Annotated in this window: 24 protein-coding genes; 11 read left to right on the top strand and 13 right to left on the bottom strand. The window is 65.7% G+C overall.

Annotated elements, in window-relative coordinates; all coding sequences use genetic code 11:
* The first annotated feature begins 101 nt into the window (after window positions 1-101).
* Window positions 102-1385, top strand: coding sequence for an O-acetylhomoserine aminocarboxypropyltransferase (locus ACQR13_RS19490; protein WP_315750864.1), 1284 nt, complete (start codon window positions 102-104; stop codon window positions 1383-1385).
* Between the two features lie 330 nt (window positions 1386-1715).
* Here ACQR13_RS19490 and ACQR13_RS19485 read toward each other — a convergent pair whose 3' ends face one another.
* Window positions 1716-1988 carry a hypothetical protein gene (locus ACQR13_RS19485; protein ID WP_315750862.1) on the bottom strand — a complete coding sequence of 91 codons (273 nt, stop codon included), beginning with the start codon at window positions 1986-1988 and terminating at the stop codon, window positions 1716-1718.
* Between the two features lie 240 nt (window positions 1989-2228).
* Here ACQR13_RS19485 and ACQR13_RS19480 point away from each other — a divergent pair, with 240 nt between their 5' ends.
* Complete coding sequence (locus ACQR13_RS19480; protein ID WP_315750861.1) at window positions 2229-2567, top strand: hypothetical protein; 339 nt, start codon at window positions 2229-2231, stop codon at window positions 2565-2567.
* 111 nt (window positions 2568-2678) lie between these two features.
* On the opposite strand, the gene ACQR13_RS19475 is transcribed toward ACQR13_RS19480, so the two are convergent.
* Entirely contained in the window at window positions 2679-3311 is a 633-nt protein-coding gene (locus ACQR13_RS19475) for an RraA family protein (RefSeq protein WP_315750859.1), read from the bottom strand.
* Window positions 3312-3441: 130 nt separating this feature from the next.
* Between ACQR13_RS19475 and ACQR13_RS19470 the strand changes: the two genes are divergently transcribed.
* Window positions 3442-4341: a LysR family transcriptional regulator gene (locus ACQR13_RS19470; protein ID WP_315711504.1), complete on the top strand. Its 900-nt coding sequence runs from the start codon at window positions 3442-3444 to the stop codon at window positions 4339-4341.
* A gap of 172 nt (window positions 4342-4513) precedes the next feature.
* Complete coding sequence (locus ACQR13_RS19465; RefSeq protein WP_315750858.1) at window positions 4514-5422, top strand: amino acid ABC transporter substrate-binding protein; 909 nt, start codon at window positions 4514-4516, stop codon at window positions 5420-5422.
* 175 nt (window positions 5423-5597) lie between these two features.
* On the opposite strand, the gene ACQR13_RS19460 is transcribed toward ACQR13_RS19465, so the two are convergent.
* From ACQR13_RS19460 to ACQR13_RS19445, 4 genes are all read right to left on the bottom strand, one after another.
* Window positions 5598-5834 (bottom strand): transcriptional regulator, encoded by a 237-nt coding sequence (locus ACQR13_RS19460; protein WP_315750857.1) that lies wholly within the window; start codon window positions 5832-5834, stop codon window positions 5598-5600.
* A gap of 109 nt (window positions 5835-5943) precedes the next feature.
* A complete protein-coding gene (locus ACQR13_RS19455) occupies window positions 5944-6144 on the bottom strand; it encodes a hypothetical protein (RefSeq protein WP_315738305.1) in 201 nt (66 codons plus the stop codon).
* A gap of 4 nt (window positions 6145-6148) precedes the next feature.
* Entirely contained in the window at window positions 6149-6442 is a 294-nt protein-coding gene (locus tag ACQR13_RS19450) for a BrnT family toxin (protein WP_315750855.1), read from the bottom strand.
* A gap of 638 nt (window positions 6443-7080) precedes the next feature.
* Window positions 7081-8169 carry a COX15/CtaA family protein gene (locus tag ACQR13_RS19445; RefSeq protein ID WP_315755012.1) on the bottom strand — a complete coding sequence of 363 codons (1089 nt, stop codon included), beginning with the start codon at window positions 8167-8169 and terminating at the stop codon, window positions 7081-7083.
* A gap of 102 nt (window positions 8170-8271) precedes the next feature.
* On the opposite strand from ACQR13_RS19445, the gene ACQR13_RS19440 reads away from it, so the two are divergent.
* Complete coding sequence (locus tag ACQR13_RS19440) at window positions 8272-8493, top strand: DUF2842 domain-containing protein (RefSeq protein ID WP_315711497.1); 222 nt, start codon at window positions 8272-8274, stop codon at window positions 8491-8493.
* Here the strand turns inward: ACQR13_RS19440 and ACQR13_RS19435 are convergent, their stop codons facing one another.
* A complete protein-coding gene (locus tag ACQR13_RS19435; protein ID WP_315755015.1) occupies window positions 8494-9555 on the bottom strand; it encodes a polysaccharide deacetylase family protein in 1062 nt (353 codons plus the stop codon).
* Between the two features lie 275 nt (window positions 9556-9830).
* On the opposite strand from ACQR13_RS19435, the gene ACQR13_RS19430 reads away from it, so the two are divergent.
* Window positions 9831-11063, top strand: a complete 1233-nt coding sequence (locus tag ACQR13_RS19430; protein WP_315755017.1) for a GNAT family N-acetyltransferase — start codon at window positions 9831-9833, stop codon at window positions 11061-11063.
* Here the strand turns inward: ACQR13_RS19430 and ACQR13_RS19425 are convergent.
* Both ACQR13_RS19425 and ACQR13_RS19420 read right to left on the bottom strand, forming a co-directional pair.
* Entirely contained in the window at window positions 11060-13363 is a 2304-nt protein-coding gene (locus ACQR13_RS19425; protein WP_315755019.1) for a GumC family protein, read from the bottom strand. The two genes, ACQR13_RS19430 and ACQR13_RS19425, sit on opposite strands and share 4 nt — an antisense overlap.
* Before the next feature lie 325 nt (window positions 13364-13688).
* Window positions 13689-13841, bottom strand: a complete 153-nt coding sequence (locus ACQR13_RS19420; RefSeq protein WP_315755033.1) for a hypothetical protein — start codon at window positions 13839-13841, stop codon at window positions 13689-13691.
* Here ACQR13_RS19420 and ACQR13_RS19415 point away from each other — a divergent pair.
* The 3 genes from ACQR13_RS19415 (at window position 13791) to ACQR13_RS19405 (ending at window position 17906) form a co-directional block, all read left to right on the top strand.
* Window positions 13791-14861 (top strand): glycosyltransferase family 4 protein, encoded by a 1071-nt coding sequence (locus ACQR13_RS19415; protein WP_315712597.1) that lies wholly within the window; start codon window positions 13791-13793, stop codon window positions 14859-14861. The two genes, ACQR13_RS19420 and ACQR13_RS19415, sit on opposite strands and share 51 nt — an antisense overlap.
* A 153-nt stretch (window positions 14862-15014) precedes the next feature.
* Window positions 15015-16544, top strand: a complete 1530-nt coding sequence (locus ACQR13_RS19410; protein ID WP_315755021.1) for an undecaprenyl-phosphate glucose phosphotransferase — start codon at window positions 15015-15017, stop codon at window positions 16542-16544.
* Between the two features lie 87 nt (window positions 16545-16631).
* Complete coding sequence (locus ACQR13_RS19405) at window positions 16632-17906, top strand: O-antigen ligase family protein (protein WP_315755022.1); 1275 nt, start codon at window positions 16632-16634, stop codon at window positions 17904-17906.
* On the opposite strand, the gene ACQR13_RS19400 is transcribed toward ACQR13_RS19405, so the two are convergent.
* The 3 genes from ACQR13_RS19400 to ACQR13_RS19390 all read right to left on the bottom strand — a co-directional run bounded on the left by ACQR13_RS19400 (window position 17903) and on the right by ACQR13_RS19390 (window position 21216).
* Window positions 17903-19081, bottom strand: a complete 1179-nt coding sequence (locus tag ACQR13_RS19400) for a saccharopine dehydrogenase family protein (protein WP_315755025.1) — start codon at window positions 19079-19081, stop codon at window positions 17903-17905. The two genes, ACQR13_RS19405 and ACQR13_RS19400, sit on opposite strands and share 4 nt — an antisense overlap.
* 39 nt (window positions 19082-19120) lie before the next feature.
* Entirely contained in the window at window positions 19121-20299 is a 1179-nt protein-coding gene (locus tag ACQR13_RS19395; protein ID WP_315755027.1) for a saccharopine dehydrogenase family protein, read from the bottom strand.
* A gap of 131 nt (window positions 20300-20430) precedes the next feature.
* Window positions 20431-21216 (bottom strand): DUF169 domain-containing protein, encoded by a 786-nt coding sequence (locus ACQR13_RS19390; protein WP_315755029.1) that lies wholly within the window; start codon window positions 21214-21216, stop codon window positions 20431-20433.
* Window positions 21217-21402: 186 nt separating this feature from the next.
* Between ACQR13_RS19390 and ACQR13_RS19385 the strand changes: the two genes are divergently transcribed.
* Window positions 21403-23250, top strand: a complete 1848-nt coding sequence (locus ACQR13_RS19385; protein WP_315755031.1) for a tetratricopeptide repeat protein — start codon at window positions 21403-21405, stop codon at window positions 23248-23250.
* Here ACQR13_RS19385 and ACQR13_RS19380 read toward each other — a convergent pair.
* Window positions 23247-24035 carry a YdcF family protein gene (locus ACQR13_RS19380; RefSeq protein ID WP_315755032.1) on the bottom strand — a complete coding sequence of 263 codons (789 nt, stop codon included), beginning with the start codon at window positions 24033-24035 and terminating at the stop codon, window positions 23247-23249. The two genes, ACQR13_RS19385 and ACQR13_RS19380, sit on opposite strands and share 4 nt — an antisense overlap.
* Before the next feature lie 130 nt (window positions 24036-24165).
* Here ACQR13_RS19380 and ACQR13_RS19375 point away from each other — a divergent pair, with 130 nt between their 5' ends.
* Complete coding sequence (locus tag ACQR13_RS19375; RefSeq protein ID WP_315711483.1) at window positions 24166-25107, top strand: acetamidase/formamidase family protein; 942 nt, start codon at window positions 24166-24168, stop codon at window positions 25105-25107.
* Window positions 25108-25721: the final 614 nt, after the last annotated feature.

Raw genomic sequence — 25721 nt, 5'->3', positions numbered from 1 at the left:
ACGCGGAGGCGCACGATGCGCGCTATCGACACCGTCTCCCATCATCGATCCCTGCGCCAGCCGGCGCCGGCGCGCAACGGATCAAGCCAAGAGGAAACACCATGACCGAACGTCCCCCGGGATTTGCCACCCTTGCCATTCACGCCGGCGCCCAGCCCGACCCGACCACCGGCGCGCGGGCGACGCCGATCTACCAGACCACGTCGTTCGTGTTCAACGATGCCGACCACGCCGCCTCGCTGTTCGGGCTGCAGGCATTCGGCAACATCTACACCCGCATCGGCAACCCGACCAACGCCGTGCTGGAGGAGCGCGTCGCCGCGCTCGAGGGCGGCACCGCCGCGCTTGCCGTTGCCTCGGGCCATGCCGCGCAGGTCGTGGCGCTGCAGCAGTTGCTGTCCCCCGGCGACGAGTTCATCGCCGCGCGAAAACTCTATGGCGGCTCGATCAACCAGTTCACGCATTCGTTCAAGAGCTTTGGCTGGAACGTGGTGTGGGCCGACACCGATGACGTCGCGAGCTTCGAGGCGGCGGTGAGCCCACGCACCAAGGCTGTATTCATCGAGTCGATCGCCAATCCCGGCGGCACCATCACCGACATCGAGGCGGTCGCGCAGGTGGCGCGCAAGGCGGGCGTGCCGCTGATCGTCGACAACACCTTGGCCTCGCCCTATCTGATCCGCCCGATCGATCACGGCGCCGACATCGTCCTGCACTCGCTGACCAAGTTCTTGGGCGGCCACGGCAACTCGATCGGCGGCGTCATCGTCGACGCCGGCACCTTCGACTGGGCCGGCAGCGGCGACAAATACCCGATGCTGACGCAGCCGCGTCCGGAATATCACGGCATCCGGCTCCACGAGACGTTCGGCAATTTCGCCTTCGCCATCGCCTGCCGCGTGCTGGGCTTGCGTGATCTCGGACCGGCGTTGTCGCCATTCAACGCCTTCATGATCCTGACCGGCATCGAGACCCTGCCGCTGCGCATGCAGAAGCACTGCGACAACGCCAAGGCGGTCGCCGAATATCTCAGCAAGCATCCCGGCGTGGCCTCGGTGAACTACGCCGGCCTGCCCGAGGACAAGTATTACACGTTGGCGCGCAAATACTGCCCGAAGGGCGCTGGTGCCGTGTTCACCTTTTCGCTCAAGGGCGGCTACGACGCCGGCGTCAAGCTGGTGTCGAACCTGAAGCTGTTCTCGCATCTCGCCAATGTCGGCGACACCCGCTCGCTGGTGATCCACCCGGCCTCGACCACGCACAGCCAGCTCGACGACGCGGCGAAGATCAAGGCCGGCGCCGGCCCCGACATCGTCCGCATCTCCGTCGGCATCGAGGACAAGGAAGACCTGATCGCCGACCTGGAGCAGGCGCTGAGCGCGTAAGGCGCGTTTCGCTCCACGGATCGCGCCGCGCGTCGACATGCGGCATGACGAGCGCATCTCTCACCACGTCATGGCCGGGCTTGTCCCGGCCATTCATGTCTTTGCCTCGGCAATGACGACGTGGATGCGCGGGCCGTCGCCGCGCCGAAGGGGCTTCGGCCCCGCAGGCGGGAAAAGCCCGCGCATGACGAACAACTGACAGCTGAGGCAGCAAGCGGCCCCGAAAACAAAGAGAGCGCGGGCGGCCCCCTTGGGCTTCCGCGCTCTCCTTCGTCCCACGGCCGGGCCGTTGCCGGCTTCTCGGACCGCGCCCTCGTTAACTCCAGGTGATCATCCCATCAGCTGCAACAGGCGCGCGTGCATCTGGCCGGCCAGAGGCAGCGCGGAGGCCGCGATCAGCCGGCTCGCCGACAGCGCCTGCAGGCCGGCGGCGCCCTCGTCGATGGCAGCGAGTTCAGCGTTGACTGAGCCGGTCCGTGATTTGAGATTTTGGCGCGCCGACGCCGAAAACATGATCACCGACATGCTCGAAACCTTCTGGTCTGAGACTCTGATGAAATGCAGCAGAGATTTTCGCGCCCGGACGCAGCGGCCGGGCTGCATTCGGCCGACCTTCAAAATCGCCGGCAGCAGTAAGCTTGCACCCGCAGAACTTAACAAAAGCTGAAAATGCCCGTCCTTCTACGGATGATTGCAGCCAACTGTCGGATGCCGGAAGGATTTCGTTAACCATACCCGGCTCATCCTGCCGCCCGTGGAATCGCCTTCCGGACCCGCGTGAAAGCAGCGGTGGATGTATCGCGAAGCGCCGACGCCACCCGAGCAGAAGTCGAGGAGAGCAGGATGCGAACGTTGGTGATCATGATGCTGCTGGCGGCCATCGCGGCGAACGGCGTCGTGCTCGCGGCCGACCTGCCGGCCGTCCACGACAAGATCGTGCACACCAAGGCCCGCCGCGCCGTGAGAGCGCCGCCGCCGACGGTCGTCGTCGTCAGGGACCAGGACTCGCTGATCTCCCCGATGTGGCCCTCGACGCCGCTGCTGTTCGGCCGCCAGGAGCTGCCCGGCTATTACGGCCGCGCCTTCTCCTACGACTACCAGGGTCCCTATTACGGCGGCGAAGGCTATACCAACTATATGTTCCGCCTGCCCTACGCGTGTGGCGTGTATGGGTATTGCTGAGCGGGGTGCCGTTGGCATGTAAGTAGCCCGGATGAGCGAAGCGACATCCGGGACGACGAGGACGAGGTCCCGCATACCGCCAAGGCTCGTACGGATGACCGCAATAGACGCCTATTTTGCGTAGGCACCGCCATAGCGCCCCGCGCGGATGCTCGCCAGGATTTCGGCTTCACGCTGCTCCTGCGCGCGGGCGGAGGCGAGCAGTTCGGGTGCGATCGCCGGCGCGAAAGCGACCACTCCGTCGGCGTCGGCAACCACGATATCGCCTGGCGTGACGATCATGCCGCCAATCGACACCGGCACGTTGATCGCACCCGGACCGTTCTTGTAGGGGCCACGGTGATTGACCGCACGCGCGAACACGGGGAAGTCGGACTTCATCAGCACGCCGGAATCCCTGATCGCGCCGTCGACGACGATCCCGGCCGCGCCGCGTTCCCTCGCGATGGCGGCGATGATCTCGCCGACCAATGCCCGCGTCTCGTCGCCGCCGCCATTGACGACGAGGACGTCGCCGGGCGTGATGAGATCGAGCGCGCGATGAATGAAGAGATTATCCCCCGGCGCCGTATTCACGGTCAGCGCGATCCCGGCCATCGGCGAGCCCGTATAGAATGGCCGTAGACTGGCTGCACCAGGCAACCGCTGAAGGTTGTCACTGATCACGGCCGTGGAAACGCTCTTGAACGCGGCGACGACCGCCGCATCGATCGGCGCACCAGGCTGCGCTTGTCCCTCACCCATTCTCGCTCCCCGTCTTGCACAGTCCAGAGCGTCGCCCGATAGCGACCCGCCTCGGCGGTGTAGGACTCGTCTTGAATTCAGAAAACCGATAAATGGAGATATCAATCCATCTCTTTTTTGAATGCGAAAAATGGTCACCCTGAAGCAGCTGGAAGCTTTGAACTGGATCGCGGAGCTTGGCACGTTCGAACGCGCCGCGGCCAAGCTGAACACGACGCAATCGGCGATCTCGAAGCGCATCCAGGAGCTGGAGGCCTCCGCGCGCGTTCCGCTGTTTGATCGCAGCCAGCGCGGGGCTCGTCTGACCGAACGTGGCGAGCAGATTCTTGCTCTTGGCCGACAGATGTTGGCGTTGCAGGACCAGATCCTGGAGTTGAAGGACGGCCGGCAGTCACCGGCCCGCCGCCTGCGGCTTGGGGCGACGGAGCTGTCAGCGCTGACATGGCTGCCGCGTCTGGTTTCGGCGATTCGCGAAGCCCATCCGGCGGTGATGATCGAGCCTGAAGTCGAAACCTCCCGAAGCCTCTACGATCGGCTGATCGAGGGCAGCCTCGATCTCGTCGTCATCCCGGACGTCTTCTCCGACCCGGAGGTGACGTCGGTGCGGCTTGCCGAAGTGCAGAACGTGTGGACGGCGCGCCCCGGCCTGGTCAGAGCGCGCCGGAGCCTCGATTTCGACGAGCTTGGTCATCATACGATTCTGATGCAGGGCCGTCGCTCGGGCTCCGGCCTCTTCGTCAACAAATGGCTCGCGGCCAACGGCGTCTCGTTCAAGCGCGCCATCTCGGTCGACAATCTGACCGCGCTGGTCGGGCTCGCCGTGGCCGGCCTCGGCATCAGCTATCTTCCGCAACGCTGTTTTCGTCCTCTCTTCGAGCAGAAGAAGCTGGTCATCCTGCCCGTCAAGCCGACGCTGCCGGCCGTGCCCTATGCGGCCATGTATCGCAACGACAGACCCTCGGCCTTCGCGGCCGCCGTAGCGGAGCTGGCGCGCCAGACCTGCGATTTCGGCCGTCAACTCGAAGGTTAGACCGGGCAGGTGAACCCGGCGACGACGCCCGGCGCGGCGATCCATCACCTCCAGGAATGAGAAAGAAGGCGGTTTTATCCCTTTTCATCCAGGCTGGACGCAGCGAGGCTGCATCGTCGCTGCGCGTGCAACGCTGCACGCGCGAAGAGGATTGCTGCGAGGAGAGGCTTTGATGCGCATTTGGGGACTTCTGCTGACGGCAGCGCTCGCTGCAAACGCCGCCGGCGCCGAGGAACTGACCGGCACGCTCCAGAAGATCAAGGAGACGAACAGGATATCGATCGGCTTCCAGGAATCGTCGGTGCCGTTCAGCTATCTCGACGGCAACCAGAAGCCGGTGGGCTACGCGCTCGACATCTGCGGCCGGATCGCGGATGCGGTCAAAAAGGAGCTGGGGCTTCCTGACCTCACGATCGAAACCGTTCCGGTGACGTCCTCCAATCGCATCCCGCTGATGACGAACGGCACGATCGACCTCCTGTGCGCCTCCACCACCAACAACGCCGAACGTCAGAAGCTCGTGGCCTTTGCCAATACGCACTTTCTCAGCGCCACACGCTATGCGGCCAAGAAATCGCTCTCGCTCCAGACGATCGACGACCTCAGGGGAAAGACGGCCGTCGCGATCGCCGGATCGACCAACATCGCCCAGCTGAACAAGGTCAATGTCGAACGCAAGCTCGGCATCAACATCGTTCCGGCCAAGGACCAGGCCGAGGCGTTCCTGATGCTGGAGACCGACCGGGCGCAGGCCTATGTGCTCGATGACGTCCAGCTCGCGGTCGCCATCGCGCGGTCGAAGGACCCGGCGGCGTACATGATCAGCAACGACGCATTCTCCAAGCCCGAACCTTTCGGTATCATGCTGCGCAAGGACGATGCGCCGTTCAAGGCCATCGCCGATCGCGTCACCGCCGAGCTCTATCAGAGCCCCGCCATCGACGCGCTCTACAAGAAATGGTTCGAGTCACCCGTGCCGCCGACCGGGATCAACTTCAACTACCAGATGCCCGCCGCTTTACGCGCGGCGTTCAAGTCGCCCAGCAGCAGTCCCGACCCGGACGCGTATGCGCCCGATTGAAGCTCGCGATATCCGTGCCAACGGCAACGGCGGAGACTAGCCTCATCCGCCGTGGTCGCCTGCGACGGACGGCCATCGGATATTGCCGAGATCAGCGGCGGCGTTCGAGAAGTCGTATTCGTTCTTCATTGGTTGAGAGCAGCTGTGATCTTGTTGATCCGCGCGCGCCAGTAACTCACTCCGCGACCACGACGCGCACGTCGAACTGCACGCCTGTCTCTGCCTGCAACACGCCGATCACGCCAAGCAGGTTCTCGGCCGTGGGATTGCCGGATGGCCCTAACATGCGCATCAGGCTCTTCGACGGCCGCCCGAGCGCGTTGCTCAACGCCTCGAAGCCGATCGTTGCGTTGATATACGCACGCAGGCCGGCGCGGCCGTCATCGACCTCTCCGCGCAGCAGCGCACTCACGGCTTCCTGGAACAACGCCTCGCGAAACGCCGGATCGCGGTCCGAGCGCGCCCGAACCGTGTCGCGGTCGCGAAGGCATCATGAGGTGCTCGCAGAAACTCCCAAAGAGCTATTTCGCAGCCTCGATCCGCTCAATATCCTCCTTGAGAAGCGTGTTGACCAATTCGGTCAACGATACGCCCCGCGCGCTGGCCAGCCCGGTCAGGTGATCGAGCACATCAGGCTCGAGATGCACCGGAGGCAGCATTCGCGCGCCCTTGCGAAAGAACTTGCCGCGTTCGGCGTTCGAGAAATCGTATTCATCCTTCATCGGATCACCCATTCTCGTAGGAGCGGATTTCGCGCCGGGTCGGGCGACGGACAGAAATGATGCGGATCGCTGCGCGGTCTGCCGATAGCTCCGTGTACGTATGCACGACCAGCAGTAGCTCGTGAGCAATATTGCGTCCCATCGTAACCCATCGTTCCTCGCCTGCGCCAGATCCGTCATCGAGACGCGAGAGCGCCAACGGATCGCCGAAGATGCTCATCGCCCGCTCAAACGCAACGCCATGCTTGCGCAGATTGCTCTCTGCCTTGGCCGGATCCCAATCGAACTCGAATTGCATGGTCCGCCCCACCCGGCGATGTCCGCGACACGCCACGCTTGCCAAACGACGCAAATCAGCTTATGTTCTCTTTTTGTTCCTGTCCAGCCGAGGGGCGCTTCCGGATCGTCCAGTTGCGTGGGATTGGGAATGCGGTGGACGTGGCGGGCCGTGTGCGGACGAAAGTTCGCGCGGACGAGCGGCTTGTCACGGACGGCGAAATCGCGTGGTCCTGGCGCCCCGACGCTGGCGCTAAGTCTCGTGTCGGTGCTCACGCATCGCATGAGGTGACGGGGGCAAGACAGCCCGGTCCCCGGGGAGATCGCGTATAAGCGTTAAAACCATCGCGCGGGGAAGGCCGGGTGTTTTCGGCCGTACCTGTGGTGACCGCCGCGTGCTTTTTTCTTTGCACGCGGGCCATGGGTGCCGGCCAGGCATCCGGCCTTCCCCGCGCCCTCGCGTGTTTTCGAGGGTGAAACGATCGGCAAAGCTCGGCGTGATCGCGCGCGAGGATGAAAACTGATGTCTCCACGTCATTGCGAGCGAAGCGACTTGTCCGCCGAAGCTCGAAGAGCGAAGGCGGAAGCAATCCAGAGTCCCGCGCGCGACTCTGGATTGCTTCGTCGCCTTCGGCTCCTCGCAATGACGGAAGAGAAACTCTACCCCACCTGCCCCGCAGCCACCGCCGCCTGCGGCACGGCGACAACAGCCGTACGTCGCGGCGACAGGCGCTCGGCTTGCAGCACGGCGAACGTCAGCACGATGATGGCCGTGCCCTGATGCAGCAGCGCGAGCGAGATCGGAACCAGCGCCAGCAGGGTCAAGATCCCAAGCACGGCCTGCACCAAGATCGCGGCGAGCAGCCGGTGCGCGCCGCGCACCACGTCGCGGCCGACGCCGGCACGCATCACGTCGAAGGCGTGCCAGGCTGCCAATGCCAGCAGCGTGTAGGCGGTCATGCGATGCATGAACTGCACCGTCAGGTCGTTCTCGAACAGATTGATCCACCACGGCGAATGGATCCACAGATTGGCCGCCTTCGGGATCAGGCCGCCGTCGATCTCGGGCCAGGTGTTGTAGACGAGGCCGGCGCGCAGGCCGGCGACCAGCGCGCCGAGATAGAGCTGCACGAAGGTGACGCCGACCAGCACCCAGGCCGTCAGCCGCAGCCGCGCCGGCACCTCGGCCTCCTCGCGCGGCGCGAGCCGCCGCAGCGTCCAGACGATCGACGCATAGATCAACAGCGCCAGCGAGAGGTGCGTCGCGAGACGGACCGGCGCCACCTCGGTGCGCTCCGTGAGGCCGGAGGCCACCATCCACCAGCCGACCGCGCCCTGCAGCGCGCCGAGGCCGAAGATCAGCCACAGCCTGCGGCCGAGCGGCCCGGAGACGGCGCCGCGCCACAGGAACCACAGGAAGGGCAGCAGGTAGACCATGCCGATGACCCGGCCGAGCAGCCGGTGGCTCCACTCCCACCAGAAGATGGTCTTGAATTCGTGCAGGGTCATGCCGGCGTTCATCTGCCGATACTGCGGAATGGTCTTGTAGGCCTCGAAGGCGTCGGTCCAGGCCTGCGCGGACAGCGGCGGCAGGGTGCCGGTGACCGGCTTCCATTCCACGATCGAGAGCCCGGATTCGGTCAGCCGCGTGGCGCCGCCGACCAGCACCATCAGCGCGATCAGGCCGGCGACGGCGAGCAGCCAGATGCGGATCGCGGCGAGATCTCGTGTGCGGGGAACCGTGGTCATGGACGTTGAACGCTCGATTGAACCGGGGCTGACAGGCCCTTATAATCCCGGGGAAATCGCGCGCAAGCCGCGCCGCCCCCAGCCGAGGCTGACAATCCCGTCATGACGATCCGCACCCGCAAACTGATCGGCGCCGTCGCGCTGCTCCTGCTCGCCTTCGCCTGGTCGATGATGGGCATGGTGATGGCGCAATTCCCCCTGATCGCCAATTCCGGCTGGCTGCAGGCGGTGTATTACGTCGTCGTCGGCATGGGCTGGGTGCTGCCGGCGATGCCGATCGTGAGCTGGATGCTGCGCCCGGATCCGGAGCGGCAGCAGGGCTGATCAGCCGAGATCGAGCTTGGGCGGCGGCGCGGATTTTTCCCGCGGCAGGGTGATGCCGGCCATCAGCACCTTCAATGCGCGCAGCGAGCGCGAGCGGCCGTCCCAGGCGATCCGCGGCAGCATGTGCAGATGCGTGCGGCCCTCGCTCTGCACGACGCCTGGCATCGTCGAGGCCGCGCTGACGAAGCCCGCCTGCTCGGCGAGCACGACGTCGCTGCGGCGGAACGAATAGCGGTCGCCGAACGGATACGCCATGTGCCGGACCGGGCGGCGCAGCGCCGTCTCCAGCACCGCCTTGCCCATCGTGATCTCGCGCTGGGCGTCGGCATCCCGGAGATTGGCGAGCACGGGATAGTGCACGGTGGCACTGCCGATCGTGACGTTGGGGTCGGCGGCAAGACGGGCGATGTCGGCCCAGTCCATCGAGGCCTCACGGCTGAGGGCGGCGAGATCGACCGAATGGCGCGAGCAGAGGTCGCGGATCGCGATCGACAGCTCGGCCGGTGGCAGCTTGCGCAGCCACGCCGAAAGATACGCGAACAGCTCATATTTTTCGGCCGGCGTGACCACGTTGAAGCGCTGCTCACGATGATCGATCACAAGGCTGATGCGGGCCTCGCGCGCGATCACGGCCTCCAGCGCCAGCCACCAGGCTTCGCCGAGCCCATCGGGGAAGGCCGAGGGCACGTAAACGGTGAACGGCACGCCGTGGCGCGCCAGCACCGGATAGGCGTGCGTGATCAGGTCCTTCGCGGTGCCGTCGAAGCTCAGGCAGGCGAAGCGGCTGCTTTGGGGAAGGCGCACGGCGCGGTCGCAGGCCTCGTCGAGCGAGACGATGTCATAGCCCCAGCGCCTCAGCGCCCGGATCACCTTGTCGAGGAAAACGGGGGTGATCTCCGCGCATTTCAGCGGCTGGAACGCGCCCTTGCGCCGCGGGCGCACGCGCTCGAACCGCAGCACGGCGCCCGCGCCACCCGTGGCGCGCGACGCGAGCAGCGTGCCACCGCTGAAATAGGCCAGCTCGAGCCGGGCGCTGCGCAGCCACCTGTTGTCCGACGACAATTCCCGCGCCCCTTCCCCGAATCCCACTTGAAACCAGACCGTCCGCGCCCACCTGATGCGGACAGACCGTGGCGCGATCGCGTCATGATCACCGCCATCCGATGATAGCGATCGTCCGCCGTCAAGATCGCGTGGCCGCTGCCGATTTGAACAGGTCTTTGTTTGTGCCATTCCCGATTTGGGACGACGTCATTGCCATTACCTTTTGTTGAGACTTCTTTGCGAGGGTCTCCTGACGTCAAGCAACAAAATTCCACGACAACGCGAGCTGCGCGATGACCATGGCCGCCGTGATCGAGAGCCGGACGGCGCAGGCGCCCGCGCGGCGGCTGCCGTCGGGGCTCGCGCGGGTGGAGATCGTGTCCGATCTGGCTGCCGCCGAGCCGGTCTGGCGCGCGCTCGAAGTCCCCGAACATGTCTCGACGCCCTACCAGCGCTTCGATCTGCTCGGCGCATGGCAGCGCGACGTCGGCGCGCGCGAACATGCGACGCCGTTCATCGTCATCGGGCGTGATGCCGAGCAACGCCCGCTGCTGCTGCTGCCGCTGACGTTGCGGCACGCCTGCGGCGTGCGCATCGCCACCTTCATGGGCGGCAAGCATACGACCTTCAACATGCCGCTGATGGATCGCGAATTCGCCGCGCGCGCCAGCGCCGGCGATCTCGACGTCCTGCTCGCAGGGCTGCGCGATCGCGGCGGTGTCGACCTGCTCGCCTTGACACAGCAGCCGGAGCGCTGGCGCGATCTCGCCAATCCGCTGGCGCAATGGCCGCACCAGCCGTCGGTGAACGACTGTCCGGTGCTGTTGATGCCGCCGGGGGCTGCGCCGACGGCGCTGTTGTCGAATTCGTTCCGAAAGCGGCTGAAGAGCAAGGAAAAGAAGCTGCAGACGCTGCCCGGCTACCGCTACATGGTCGCGAGCAGCGACGCCGAGATCGCCGAACTGCTCGACTGGTTCTTCCGCACCAAGCCGATCCGCATGGCCGAGCAGAGGCTGCCGAACGTGTTCGCCGAGCCCTGCATCGAGGCCTTCGTGCGAAGCGCCTGTATGGCAAAGCTCGACTGCGGGCATCGCGCCATCGATATCCACGCACTGCGCTGCGACGCCGAGATCATCGCACTGTTTGCCGGCGTGGCCGACGGGGCGCGCTTCTCGATGATGTTCAACACCTACACGTTGTCGGAGAATGCGCGCTGGAGTCCCGGACTGATCCTGATGCGCTCGATCATCGATCACTACGCGCAACAGGATTTTCGTGCCCTCGATCTCGGCATCGGATCGGACGACTACAAGCGGATGTTCTGCAAGAATGACGAGCCGATCTTCGACAGCTTCATGTCGTTGACCGCGCGGGGGCGCGTCGCCGCGACGACGATGGCTGCGGTTGGACGGGCCAAGCATGCCGTCAAGCACAGCCCTGCCCTGTTCCGTCTGGCACAACAGCTGCGTGGCGCGCTGCAATCGCGCGGCGGCGCCGCCAAGGCTGACGAGAGGGCCGAAGATTAGGCGGCGACGCCGCGCGGCCCCGGCTGGTTGCGGTTGGCGCCTCCGGCCGGTGCCTTCAGCATGGTGACGGCGCCGAAACCGACCTCGCGCAGCTGCTCGCTCATCTGGCTGCGCGCCTCGGCAGCCATCTTGGGATCGGGCACGACGACGGCGCGCGCGCCCGCGGTCAGCAGCTCGGCCGGCAGGTCGGAGGCATTGCCAGCGTCGAGCAGGACGTGGTCGTAGACGCGCAACAGTGCGTCGATCGCGAGCGCGAGCCGCGGCGATTGCAGTTGGCTGCGGTCGGCGCCGGGACGGCCAGCATTGACGATGTGCAGCCGCGAGGCCTGGTCCTTGGTGATGATGGACGCGAACGATGCCTCGCCCAGCATCAGCTCGATCAGCCCGGGCGCGGCCGGATCGACCGAGACGCCCGCAAGCAGTTGCGGGCTGCCGGCGAGGTCAACCAGCACCACGCGCGCCTGCGCCGCCATGGTGCGGGCGATCGCGAGCGCAGTGGACGTGACGGCCTCGCCGCCGGCCGTGCCGAGCACGGTGACCTTGCGGGCGCCCTCGCTCGCGCCGAGCAGATCGGCGGCGAGTTGCTCGAACTCGTTCAGCGGTGGCGGCGCAGGCTTGACCGGCTCGGCCGACGGCGCCTCGGCTGGCTGCATGGCCGTGGGGGGCGGCGGTACCGAAGCCGGACGCGCGGCCTCAACCGGCGCCGACGTCGAAGGTGGTGCAACGGCCGGCGATGCGGAGACCGTACGCGGGGCGATCATCGGCTCGACCCGCGCCGCGAGCACCATGACATCGGCCATGCTGCTCATGGCCGGGGCGGCCGGGCCCACCGCACGCGGAGCCGTGAGGCGCAGCAGCTCGCCGGTGATGACCACGCCCGAGGTCAGCATCAAGGTCGCCAATGTCGCGATCAGCACGATCGGCAGCTTCTTCGGATACGCCGGCGTGTTGGACACCACCGCCCGCGAGATGATCCGCCCATCCGCCGGCGGCGTGTCGAGCGACTCACGGGTGTTCGCCTCGCGGTACTTGGCGAGATACGATTCCAGCAGGTCGCGCTGCGATTTGGCATCCCGCTCCAGCGCCCGCAACTGGACATCGAGGCCATTGGTGGAGGTGGCCTGCTTCTTGGCCTGATCGAGGCTCTGGCTCAGCATCTGCACCCGCCCGTCGGCGATGCGCGCGTCGCTGTCGAGCGAGCGGGAGATCTTGCCGGCCTCGTCGCGGATCTGGCGGTCGAGATCAGCCAGTTGCGCCTTCAGTTCCTTGATGCGCGGGTGATTGTCGAGCAGCGTCGACGACTGTTCCGCAAGTTGCGCGCGCAGGCTCACGCGCTGCTCCGACAAGCGCCGCATCAGCTCCGAATTGAGCACCTCGGACGCCTCGATCGGCTGGCCGCTCTGCAGCATCTCGCGGATCAGCCGCGCCTTGGTCTCGGCATCCGATTTCAAGGCGCGCGCATTGTTGAGCTGGGTATTGACCTCGCCCATCTGCTGGTTGGACAGCGAGGTGTTGTTGGTCCCCATGAACGAATTCGACTTGGCGCGGAACTCCTCGACCCGCGATTCCGCCTCCTCGACCTTCTTGCGCAGGCCCTGGATCTCCCCGGCCAGCCACTGGCTGGCGGACTTCGCCTGCGCCTGCCGAGCGTTCTGCTGAACAACGAGATAGCCGTCCGCGATCGAATTCGCGACCTTCGCCGCAAGCGCCGGATCCTGCGACTGGAACTCGACGACGAGGACGCGCGATTTGTCGACGGCGTAGACGGTCAGGCGTTCGTAATAGGCATCCATGACGCGTTCGTCCGGCGTCATGGCAAGCGGGTCCTTCACGAGCCCGACCATCGCCAAGACCGACTTCAGCGGCGACACGCCGCGCAGGACGGGATCAAACTCCGGCAGCTCGCCCAACCTGTTCTTCGCGATAATGTCGCGCGCCAGATCTCGCGACAGGACCAGTTGCACCTGGCTCGTGACCGCCTCGGCATCGAGTGCCGTCCGCTCTTCGGTACGCTCCCCGTTCGGCCGCACGAACACGTTCTCGCGTCCGTCGATCAGGATCCGCGCTTCGGACTTGTAGCGCGGCGTGATCATGTTGACCGCGGTGATCGACAGAACGAGAGCGAGCAGCGTCGGCAAAAGAATGAAGCCACGCTTTCGTGCCAAGGCGCGGCCGACCAGCCGGAGATCGAGATCGCCGGCCGGGCCCGGCTCCGCCGACGATGGCGAGCCTGTCACGGGTCGGACGGAGGCTCCGTCAACCTGTGTCTTCTCGCCGGCACGCCAGAACGCCAACCGCATCATCCACTCCCGCGAGACCTACGCCACGCCGCTACCATACGTGGTACAATTACACTCCATTAAGGTTGCTGACGGGTTAACCGGAGCGCCTGCAACCTCGCCCTATCGAACAATCGTCATCCTTCGCCAAATGCTGCTTGCAACACGTAGGCTTGCGCCAGATCGTCACAATGCTGGAGCGAACCTGCCCGGCAGTGACGACAAGTGAGACTTTGTTAACCATCAAGCCTCTATCGAGGTTGGAGCTATCAATATTCAGCGACGAGAGGCGCCCGTGCTTCCTCTATCCGCCAGTCGTCAGATCAGCTCGCGCAGCGACGCCTGGCTAAACCACGCGCAGGCCGATGGCGCGGGCGAGTTCGACATGGCACCGTCGCAGAACAAACCTCTCAAAATCCTTCACGCGGTCAGAGCTCCCGTCGGCGGCATCTTTCGGCACATCCTCGACCTTGCCAACGGCCAGGTCGATCGCGGGCATGACGTGGGCATCATTGCGGACAGCCTGACCGGCGGCGAACGCGCCGATGCCGCGCTGGCCCAGATCGCGCCTCGCCTGACACTCGGCGTGCACCGCGTTCCCATTCATCGGGAGCCTTGGCCGAGCGACATTCTGGCACTCAGCCGATTCCATCGCCTCTCCCGCGCGCTCGCCCCCGACGTGCTGCACGGCCACGGCGCCAAAGCCGGCGCGTTCGTACGCCTGCTGCCGCATCGGCCAGGAACGATCCGCATCTACACGCCTCACGGCGGCTCGCTGCACTACCCGCTCGACACGCTCAAAGGCGCGCTGTATGGCCGGCTTGAACGTGCGCTGATGAACCGGACGGATCTCTTCCTGTTCGAGAGCGCCTTCGCCCGCGATACCTATGAGCGCATGATCGGCCATCCCAACGGATTGGTGAATTGCGTCTTCAACGGCGTCACTGCAGGCGAATTCGACCCGGTCACGCCGGCTCAGGACCAGACCGACCTGGCTTATGTCGGCGAGTTCAGGCACATCAAGGGCACGGATCTGCTGATCGACGCTGTCGCGCAGTTGCGCTCCCGTGGCCGGCCGCTGACGCTGACCTTGGGCGGCGACGGCGAGGAGATGTCGAAGCTCAAAGCCCAGGTCGAACGCCTCGGTCTTGCGGCCGCGGTGCGTTTCATCGGCCATGTGAAGGCCCGCGACGGATTTTCCAAAGGACGACTGCTCGTCGTTCCGTCGCGCGGCGATTCCATGCCCTATGTCGTGATCGAGGCGGGAGCCGCTGGGGTTCCGATGATCGCGGCGAGGGTCGGCGGCATCCCCGAGATCTTCGGGGCGCACGACGACGCGATGTTCATGCCAGGCAACGCGACCGCGCTGGCCGACGCCATTGCAGCCGCACTGGACGATCCGGCTACCGCGCAGCTGCGCGCCAAGGCGCTGCGCGAGCGGATCTTCCAGCATTTCTCGCAGAAGGCGATGGTCGAGGGCGTGCTCGACAGCTACCGCGAGGCGTTTACCAAGACCTGACGTCATTTACCATCGCTAACCGTTTCTTCCGATTTGGCCCTTAATCCCGCCGGTGGGGAATTTCCCCCGGCGCTATCAGCGCTTACATGACCACAAATACTAACAAACATAATCCGGGCTTGTACGACTGTGGAACCGATCAACGCTCGCTCGATGTTGGATGCTGCTGCGGCCACGGCCGCATCGACGGCCGCGGCAGGCAAGCCGGCCGTTGAACGGCGTCGCCGCCTGTCGCCGGCGGCCCTGGCGGTCGCCAATCAGAAGGTTCACCGCGCCTACTCTCCGATCGTCCTCGCCGGCATCGTCCGCATCACCGATTTCGTACTGCTGAGCGTCGTCGGCAGCGCCGTCTATTTCGGCTACGTGGTGCCGCTCAGCGGCTTCCATTGGGAGTATCTCGTTGCCATCGTCGGCCTCGCCGTGAGCACGGTGGTGTGCTTCCAGGCCGCCGACATCTACCAGATCCAGGTCTTCCGCGCCCAGGTGCGGCAGATGACCCGGATGGTCTCGTCCTACTGCTTCGTGTTCCTGCTGTTCATAGGACTGTCCTTCTTCGCCAAGATCGGCAGCGAAGTCTCCCGTCTCTGGCTCGCCGCGTTCTTCTTCGTGGGGCTCGGCGCGCTGATCGCGAGCCGCGTCGTGCTGCGCAACCTGATCCGCAGCTGGGCTAGGCAAGGACGTCTCGATCGACGGACCATCATCGTCGGAGCCGACCAGAGCGGCGAGGACCTGGTGCGTGCGCTGAAGGCGCAGGACGACTCCGAGATCGAGATCCTCGGCGTGTTCGACGACCGCAACGACTCGCGATCGCTCGAGGCCTGCGCCGGTGCGCCGAAGCTCGGCAAGGTCGATGATATCGTCGAGTTTGCCCGCCGCACCCGCGTCGACCTGGTGCTGTTCGCGCTGCCGATCTCGGCGGAGACCCGCATCCTGGACATGCTGAAGAAGCTGTGGGTGCTGCCGGTCGACATCCGCCTTTCGGCCCATACCAACAAGCTGCGTTTCCGCCCGCGTTCCTACTCCTATCTGGGCGCGGTCCCGACGCTCGACGTGTTCGAGGCTCCCATCACCGACTGGGACCTGGTGATGAAGATGCTGTTCGATCGACTGGTCGGCGGCCTCATCCTGCTGCTCGCACTGCCGGTGATGGCGCTGGTTGCGCTTGCGATCAAGCTCGACAGCCCGGGACCGGTGCTGTTCCGGCAGAAGCGGTTCGGCTTCAACAACGAGCGCATCGACGTCTTCAAGTTCCGGTCGCTCTATCACCATCAGGCTGATCCCACGGCGTCCAAGGTCGTCACCAAGAACGATCCACGCGTGACCCGCGTCGGCCGCTTCATCCGCAAGACCAGCCTCGATGAGCTGCCGCAATTGTTCAACGTGGTGTTCAAGGGCAACCTCTCGCTGGTCGGTCCGCGGCCGCACGCCGTGCAGGGCAAATTGCAGAACCGGATGTTCGACGAGGCCGTCGACGGCTACTTCGCCCGCCACCGCGTCAAGCCGGGGATCACTGGATGGGCCCAGATCAACGGCTGGCGCGGCGAGATCGACAACCAGGAGAAGATCCAGAAGCGAGTCGAGTTCGACCTCTACTACATCGAGAACTGGTCCGTGCTGTTCGACCTCTACATCCTGCTCAAGACGCCGCTGGCGCTGATGACCAAGAGCGAGAACGCCTATTGATTGCGGGGATCCGGAGCGGGCCCACGTCCGCTTCGCGCGCGTGTCTGGCCGATCCCGCCGTGCGTTGCGTATGAGTGTGAGTTCGCGATGGCCGTGACGGCAGCAGCCGAAGAGTTCGCATCCAGGCCGATGGCCCCTCCGGGCGTCGTCGCCCTGCAGCGCGCGCTGGTCTGGCTGGTCGGGGTCTCCGGCGCCATCGTGTTCATCGAACCGAGCCCCTATGAGCTTGTCACGCTCGCCTCCGCCGCGGTGTTCTTCGCGACCGGCATGAGGCTGCGCCTCGTCTTCCTGCCGCTCCTCCTGTTGCTGGTCCTGGTCAATCTCGGCTACACGATCAGCGCGATACCGCTGCTCGACGATTCCAAGATCGCGACCTGGATCGCCACCTCCTGGTACATGGCGTTCACGGCGATCTTCATTGCCATGCTCACGTCGGACGACACCGAAGCGCGGCTCGACATGCTCCGGCGCGGCCTCGTGATGGGCGGCGCGATCGCGGCCCTCGCGGGTGTCGCCGGCTACTTCCATCTGGTGCCCGGAGGCTACGATCTCCTCACCTTGTATGGCCGCGCGCGCGGCACGTTCAAGGACCCCAACGTGCTCGGCGCGTTCTTGATCCTGCCGGCGCTGCTCGCGCTGCAGAACGTCGTGACCGCCCGCTTCGCCGCGACATTGCGCGCCAGCTTTGCGCTCGGCGTGATGGCGCTCGCCATCCTGCTCGCCTTCTCGCGCGCGGCCTGGGGCGGCCTCGTCCTCACCGCCGCCTTCATGCTGGCAATGATGGTGCTCACCAGCCAGACGCGGGGCGAGCGCTCCCGCATCATCTTCATGACGTTGGCGGCCGTCGTGGCCGGCATCGTCCTGATCGGCGTTCTGCTCTCGATCGATTCCATCGCCGACATGTTCAAGCAGCGGGCAAGCTTCGACCAGAGCTATGACGAGGGCCGCTTCGGACGCTTCGGACGCCACATTCTCGGCGCCGACATGGCGCTCGACCTGCCGTTCGGGATCGGGCCGCTGCAGTTCCACAACTACTTCCCCGAGGACACCCACAACTCCTATCTGAACGCCTTCATGTCGGGCGGCTGGCTGTCCGGCATCTGCTATCCCGCGCTGGTGTTCACCACTGTCATTCTCGGCTTCCGCTATCTGTTCGTGCGCGTGCCCTGGCAGCGCACCTACATCGCGGTGTTCTCGGCGTTCCTCGGCACCGTCGGCGAAAGCTTCATCATCGACACCGACCACTGGCGACACTTCTTCCTGATGCTCGGCACGATGTGGGGCATGATCGCCGCCACGCGCGCCCATCAGGCCGAGGCGAACCGATCCGCAGGGATCGGCCCGCACATCGCAGCCTACTAATCCTCCACCGTGAACGTCAGGCAGGCGTGGTCGACCAGCCGCTTGATCAAGCTGTCGCCGAGCGCGGCGCCGGGCGTCCAGAAACCGCCCTTCACAACGGCACCATCGCGCTGCAGGCCGATGGCGCATTCGCTGATCATCCTCGCCGTCAGACCGTAGCCGGGATCGCCCTTCCCTTTCACCGACGCGCAAACGCGCCGTCCGTCGGGAGACACTGCGACGTACAACAGGTCGAAGTATCCGTTGTCCCGCATCTCCTTCGAGGGCCCCTCCCCGACCTTGGGCGCATTCGGGCCGGTCTTCTCGGCATTTGCCGCCATGACCAACTTGGCGTTGGCTTGGCCTTCCTCTCCATCGCCCGTCAGCACCATTTCGTCGTAGACAAAGTCCTGCCCGTACGGAAAACCCATCAGCACGTTGGCACGATGGACGTTGCGTGTGTTGACCAGCGCCATTGCAAACGGCGCGGCCCAAGACTGGAGATCCTCCTCATAGATCGGTCGGTTGGCCGGTGGCTGCTTCGGGCCGGTGAATCCCGGCGTCAGCGCGAACGGGTCCTTCATGATCGCCACAAGGCTCAAATCGGCGGTCAATGCCGCCGCTGTTGCCTTGGCGCTCGCCGAAGTGCCGCCCGACAGCGAGCCGCTCATGCCGCGAATGCGCCCCTTCACGCGCGGCTGTGGCGCACCTAGCACCTGTTTTGCCTGCTGCTGCACGAACAGCACGCCGAGCTCGAACGGCACCGAGTCGAAGCCACACGAGAACAGGATTCTTGCACCGCTGTGCTCCGCCTCATCTCGATGCTTCTCGATCATCTGGCGCATCCACAGCGGCTCGCCACAGAGATCGACATAATCGGTCCCCGCAGCGACGCAGGCGGCGAGCACATCGGCCCCGTAGAGCTGATAGGGTCCGACCGTAGTCAACACCAGTCTAGCCTGATCGACCATCGTGCGAATGGAGCCGGGGTCGCTGGAATCGGCCACGATCAGCGGCAGATCAGGCGGCGCTCCGACCGCATCGCGCACCTTGGCGAGCTTGTCGCGGCTGCGCCCAGCCATGGCCCAGGTCAGCTTGGCTTCGCCGCTACCGCGCGCGGCGAGATACTCGGCCACGAGTTGGCCGGTGAAACCGGTTGCACCATAAACGACGATGTCGAATTTAGCCGACGTCATGGTTGCTCTCTGGGCCGCGGCGGATGGATTCCACCGCTCTTAGCCCTCCACCGTGAACATCAGGCCGGCGTGGTCCACCAGCCGCTGGATCAGGCTGTCGCGGAGCGCCGCGCCCGGGGTCCAGAACCCGCCCTTCACGCCGGCGCCGTCGCGCAACAGGCCGACGGCGCATTCACTGATCATCTTCGAGGTCGAACCGTAGCCGGGATCGCGGTTGCCCTTCACGGATGCGCGGACCTGGCGGCCGTCGGGGGCTATCGCGACGAAGAGAAGATTGTAGTAGCCGTTCTCGCGCTCCTCCTTCGAGGGACCCTCGCCCGGCTTCGGCGCGTTGGGGCCGGTTTTCTCGGCATTCGCCGCCATCACCTTCTTGGCGTTGGCCTCGCCCTTCTCGCCCGGGCCGGTCAGCACCATCTCGTCATAGACGAAGTCCTGCCCGTAGGGAAAACCCATTAGCATGTTGGAGCGGTGGACATTGCGGGTGTTGATCAGCGCCATCATGAACGGCGCCGTCCAGGACTGCAGATCTTCCTCATAGACGGGCTTGTTGCCCGACGGCTGCTTCGGACCCTTGAAGCCGGGCGTCAGGGCGAACGAGTCCTTGAGGATCACGACCAGGCTCAGATCCTTGGCGACCGCATCGAAGGTCGCCTTGGCGCTCGCCGCGGTGCCGCCCGAGAGCGTGCCGCTCATGCCGCGGACGCGGCCCTTCACACGCGACGCTGCGGCGCCGAGCACCTTCTTGGCCTGCTGCTGCACGAAATAGACGCCGAGCTCGAACGGCACGGAATCGAAGCCGCAGGAGAACACGATGCGCGCGCCGCTCTTCTCGGCGGTGGCCTGATGCTTGTCGATCATCTGCCGCATCCACACCGGCTCGCCGCACAAATCGACGTAGTCGGTGCCGGTCTCGGCGCAGGCCGCGACGAGCTCGTTGCCATAGAGCTGATAGGGACCGACGGTGGTCAGCACCAGCTTCGTCTGCGCCACCATGGCCTTTAGGGATGCAGGATCGGCGGCATCGGCCGCGATCAGCGGCGTATCGGCGGGCGCGCCGATCGCATCGCGCACGGACGCGAGCTTGTCGAGGCTGCGACCAGCCATCGCCCAGCGCAGCGAGCTGTCGCCGCGATATTGCGTGGCCAAATATTCAGCGACGAGCTGCCCGGTGAAACCGGTCGCGCCATAGACGATGATATCGAACTTGGATGACGTCATTCTTGTTCCCTAGCGATCAGCTGCGATTTTAGTGCCCCGTCATTGCGAGGAACGCAGCGACGAAGCAATCCAGAGTCCCGTCCTCAGCCCTGGATTGCTTCGCTGCGCTCGCAATGACGGAGTTTGCGGGTCTACTTTTTTCCATAAGACACATTCATTCCGGCGCGGACGTCGTTCTGGATGCCGTAGGGGGCGATCGGGTAGCGCAGGCCGTTCCTGGCAAGCTGTTTCATGCCGGCGATCGCCTTGGCGAGATCGGATGGCTTCAGCGCCATCAGCATCTCTTCGTCCGGCACGCCGCCATAGCGGCGCTCGGCGAAGCATGGCAGCGACAGGCTCGGCTCGCCGGTTTTCAGCGCGCGTCCCCAGGAGTCGGCGCAGGCGGTCTCGCCGACGACGCCCCATTCGAACTTCTTGTAGCCGACATATTGCAGGCCGTTGATCAGGATGATCATCTGTCCCGGCGTCGCATAGACTAGGCAGATGTCCGGCGGATCCAGCCGGCCGCTCGACAGCGGGCTGACGGCCATGGCCTGGTAGCGGCCGAACGGCACGACATCCAGCGCCTCCTGTCGCTTGCGCGCGTCCTCCGCCGTGCCGTGCCAGACGCCGACATAGTTCGCGCCCTCGAGCCAGGTGTCGTCCTGCGGGCCGAGCCCGATCACCGCGCGGCACTGCGCGCCGACCAGATCATCTCCGGTGATGCCGACTGTCCAGCCGAGCCGCGAGGCCATGCTGACGATCTGGTCGGTGGTGTGCACCGCGTTGGGCCGGCGGATCTTCTCCACCTCTTCCATGTCCTCGACGCGGGCGAACATCTTGATGCCGATCACGGTCGTCTTCAGCCGCAGCAGGCCGTTGAGATCGGCCACCATGGCCGCCAGATCCAGCCTGTCCGTCCCGTTCGGCTGTTGCATGTGGCGCTCCCTCCCTACCGCACCGCCTGCCGGTCCAATGCGTGGTTCGACTTCGGGGCGCTTGTTAGACCCTCGCACCGCGTGATGCCAGTATTTCCGCCCTCCGGGCTCGCCCGCCATACCATGATCCTTCTCGATATTACGGGAATCACTTATGAATTTTCGATCCTCGGACAGGATCAGTCGATGACCCGCAGCGACCGGAAGGAAGGCGCCAAGAGCGCAACGGCCGGCCCCGGCGGAACGCTCGTGCTGTCGCCCGCCGCGCTCTACGAGGCGGGACTGCATCACCTCGGCGGAGGGCGTCTGCTCGATGCCCAGATGTGCTGCGAGCAGGCGCTGGCGGCCGACCCGGCCCACGCCGACAGCCTTGCGCTGATGGGCATCATCGCGCTGCAGACCGGCCAGCACGACCATGCCGTTGCGTGGTTCTCGCGCGCGATCCGACAGACGCCGAAGATCGACTATCTCACCAGCCTCGGCTTCACCCTGAAGCAGATGGGCCGGCTCGACGACGCCCTCGCCGTCTTCGACAAGGCGATCCAGCTCAAGCCCGACGAGGCCGAGTTGTGGAAGCATATGGGCGGCGTGCTGCTGGCGCTCGACCGTGGCGCCGAGGCGCTGCTGAGCTATCAGCACGCGCTGACGATCGATCCTTCGCACCGCGAGGCCGCGTTCCAGAGCGGCCTGCTGCTGCATCAGCAGCAGCGTTATGAGGAAGCCGCCCAGGCGTTCACCATCTGCCTGACGCAGCAGCCGAATGACCTGCAGTCGCTGCAGATGCGCGCCCGGTGCCTCCGCGAGCTCAAACACTACGACGCGTATCTGGCCGATTGTGAACGCGCGCATGCGCTGGCGCCGACCGAGGCGATGGTCTGCAACAATCTCGGTGATGCCTTTGTCTGTCTCGGCCGCAGCGCGGAGGCGCTGCCGTGGTTCGATCAGGCCCTGGCGTTGCGGCCGGACTTCGTCGAGGTGCTGCTCAACAAGGGTTTTGCGCTGATGCAGCTCCTGCGTTTCGAGGATGCTGCTGCCGTCTACCGGCAGATTCTCGCGCTCGTCCCCGATCATCCCAAGGCGGCGTGGCAGCTCGCGCATATCGAGCTGCAGTGCGGCGACTTCGTCTCCGGCTGGGCCCGGCGCGAGGCGCGCTGGGCCATGCCGGATTTCTCGATCGACTATCCGCGCTTTGCCGAGTCCAAATGGCTGGGCCACGAGGACATCGCCGGCAAGACCATCCTGATCGAGGAGGACGAGGGTTTCGGCGACACCATCCAGTTCGCCCGCTACGTGCCGATGGTCGCCGCGCGCGGCGCCAAGGTGATCTTGGTGGTGCGCGAGGCGCTGCGGCCGCTGATGGCCGGCATCGACGGTGTGACGCAATGCCTCGCCTACGCGCCGGACCTGCAGCGGCCGGTCTTCGACATGCACTGCCCGGTGATGAGCCTGCCGCTGGCCTTCGGCACCACGCTCGATACCATTCCACCGCCAAGCTATCTCCCGCCACTGCCGGCCGAGCGCATCGCGGCCTGGGAGCGGCGGCTCGGAGCGCATGACCGGCTGCGGGTCGGCCTCGTCTGGTCCGGCAATCCGCATCAGGGCAACGATCGCAACCGCTCGATGCCGCTTGCGACCCTGCTGCCGCTGCTCGATCTCGGGGCGGATTTCATCAGCCTGCAAAAAGAGCTGCGGCCAGCCGACAAGGCGGTGCTGGCGCAGCAGAGCGGCATCCGCGACCTTACCGTCGAGTTGACCGACTTCGTCGAGACCGCGGCGCTGATTTCCTGTCTCGACGTCGTGGTCACCGTTTGCACCAGCGTCGCGCATCTCGCCGCGACGCTCGGACGGCCGACCTGGATCATGCTGCCCCACCTCGCCGACTGGCGCTGGCTCAGGGATCGCGACGACAGCCCGTGGTATCCGAGCGCGCGGCTGTTCCGGCAGGATTCGAGCTGCCGCTACGAGCCGGTCGTCGCGCGCGTGCGCGGCGAGCTGGCCGCGAAAGCGGCGAGCTTCAGCAAGACGATTGCCTAGGCCGGTCCCGGAAACAGATCGTCGATGCGGCCGCGCAGGCGGTAGGCCACGAGCCCGACCCATTCGCGCACCGCAATGTCGGCGCGGCGCAGGCCGAGCAGCGAGATGCCGTCGAAGTCGAGCACGCGGCCGACGCGCCAGTCCACCGGATAGGGCTCGACCGGAAAGCCGGCCTTGCGGAACAGCCCGACCGAGCGCGGCATGTGATAGGCCGAGGTCACCAGCAGCCAGCGCTCGCCCGGCTTCGGGGAGATCATCGCCTTGGAGAAGATCGCATTCTCGTAGGTGTTGCGCGACTGCCGCTCCAGCAACAGCCGCTCCTTCGGCACGCCGAGGCTGAGCAGGATCTCGGCGCCGACGTCGGCCTCCTTGGCCTCGGTCGCGATCAGATTGGCGCTGCCGCCGGTGAACAGGATGCGCGCGTTCGGATAGCGCCGCGCCAGCGCGGCGGCCTGGATCACCCGATCGGCGCCCGCCACCGTCACCGGCATGCCGTACATCACCGAGAGATCGGAATCGACGGGACCACCGAGCACGATGATGCCGTCGGGCGCACCGTTCGCCGGGTCCCATTTCGGAAACCGGCTCTCCAGCGGATAGAGCATCAGGCTGCCGAGCGGCGTCAGGCCGACGATCGCCAGCAGCAGCATGGCAGACACCACGAGCCTGCGCCCCAGCACGGCAAAGCGGGTCAGCATCAGGATGGCGCCTGCGAGGCCCAGCGCGATCATGAAATTGGTCGGCAGTGCCAGCAGGCCGAGCGTCTTCGACAGCACAAAGAACATTGCGAGCTCCGGCGCGGAGTGAGGTGCCACGGCCGCCCTCATACACGACAGCGGCCATGCGTCGCCATCTCTCTGCGGCGGCCGGCGGATGCGCTATGCTCGGTCCCGAACCGGTACGAATGAGAGGACCATGGCCCATCACCATCTGCACGCGAGCCCCGAGACCTGCCACTGGGGCTTCTTCGAATCCCGGCTGAAGCCGGTGCTCACGATCGACAGCGGTGACGAGGTCACGATCGATTCGATCAGCGGCGGGCCCGACGTGGTGCCCGACACCAGCAAATTCCATGTGCCGCCGGAATTGTTCGACGTCCACGCCCGCAGCGAGCGCATGGTGCCCGGCCACATCCTGACCGGCCCGATCGCGGTCAAGGGCGCGGAGGTCGGCGACGTGCTCGAGGTCGACATCCTCGACGTCCAGCTGCGGCAGGACTGGGGCTACAATTTCATCCGGCCGCTGGCGGGCACCCTGCCCGACGATTTCCACGAGAGCCGGCTGATGAACATCCCGCTCGACAAGGACCGGATGGTCGGCAAGCTGCCGTGGGGCCTGGAGCTGCCGCTGGCGCCGTTCTTCGGCGTGATGGGCGTGGCGCCGCCGCCGGCCTGGGGCCGCATCACCTCGCTGATCCCGCGCGCGATGGGCGGCAATCTCGACAACAAGGAGCTCGGTGCCGGCGCCAAGCTGTATCTGCCGGTGTTCGTGCCCGGCGCGCTGTTCTCCTGCGGCGACGGCCACGGCGTGCAGGGCGACGGCGAGGTCTGCGTCACCGCGATCGAGACCGCGCTGCAGGGGCGTTTCCGTCTCACCGTGCGCAAGGATCTCAACTTCGACTATCCGCGCGCCGAGACGGCCACCCACTACATGACCATGGCGATGGACCCCGACCTCGACCAGTGCGCGGTGAAGGCGCTGCGCGACATGATCGTCTTGCTCGGCGAGAAGCGCAATCTGTCGCGCGAGGACGCCTATACCCTGTGCAGCCTCGCCGCCGACCTGCGGGTGACCCAGACCGTCAACGGCTCCAAGGGCATTCATTGCATGATCGCGAAGGCGGTGGTGCACGGGTGAGAAGACAGGGCTGAGCGTCGGGCCAAACACACTGCTGTCGTCCCTGCGAACGCAGGGACCCATAACCACCGAACCAAGTCGTGACGCGAGGTGGTTGGACTTGCGCAAGCCAACTGCTCCCTGGGGTTATGGGTCCCCGCGTTCGCGGGGACGACGCCATTGATGCCGCGCGAGGGAGCGCATCGAACGACGCGTGACGTCGCGCTGCCGCGGCAGATCCTGCCCGGGTCATGCTGCAGATCTCACCCTCTGAAATGTCGGAGGGCGCAGGGAAGGCCAGGCGCCGGCTGGCGCCTGCGGCCCGCCTGCGAGAAAAAATGCAGGCGGCAGGTACCACAGGTGCAGCCGAGAACGCCCGGCCTTCCCTGCGCGATGGTCTTCACGCTTATACGCAGTCTGCCTGGTGCGCCGGGCTTGTTGGCCACCTCCGCGCGAGGCGAAGCCTCGTCGCGATCGCGACAACGCGCAGAGCGCGTTGCGCGGATAACACCAGCGTCGGGGTGTCAGCACGCTGCGACTTCACGTCCGCGCCGAGCCGTTCGTCCGCGCACCCGAGAGGATACGCTGCGGCTCCATCGCGGCCATCGCTCCCCGCCTCGCGTGTCGTGACGATC

Source organism: Bradyrhizobium sp. HKCCYLRH3059 (assembly GCF_051168035.1).
In the GTDB taxonomy this organism is placed as follows: Bacteria; Pseudomonadota; Alphaproteobacteria; order Rhizobiales; family Xanthobacteraceae; genus Bradyrhizobium.
Note: the sequence above shows the minus strand (reverse complement) of the source record. Positions and strands in the feature narration are given on the sequence as shown.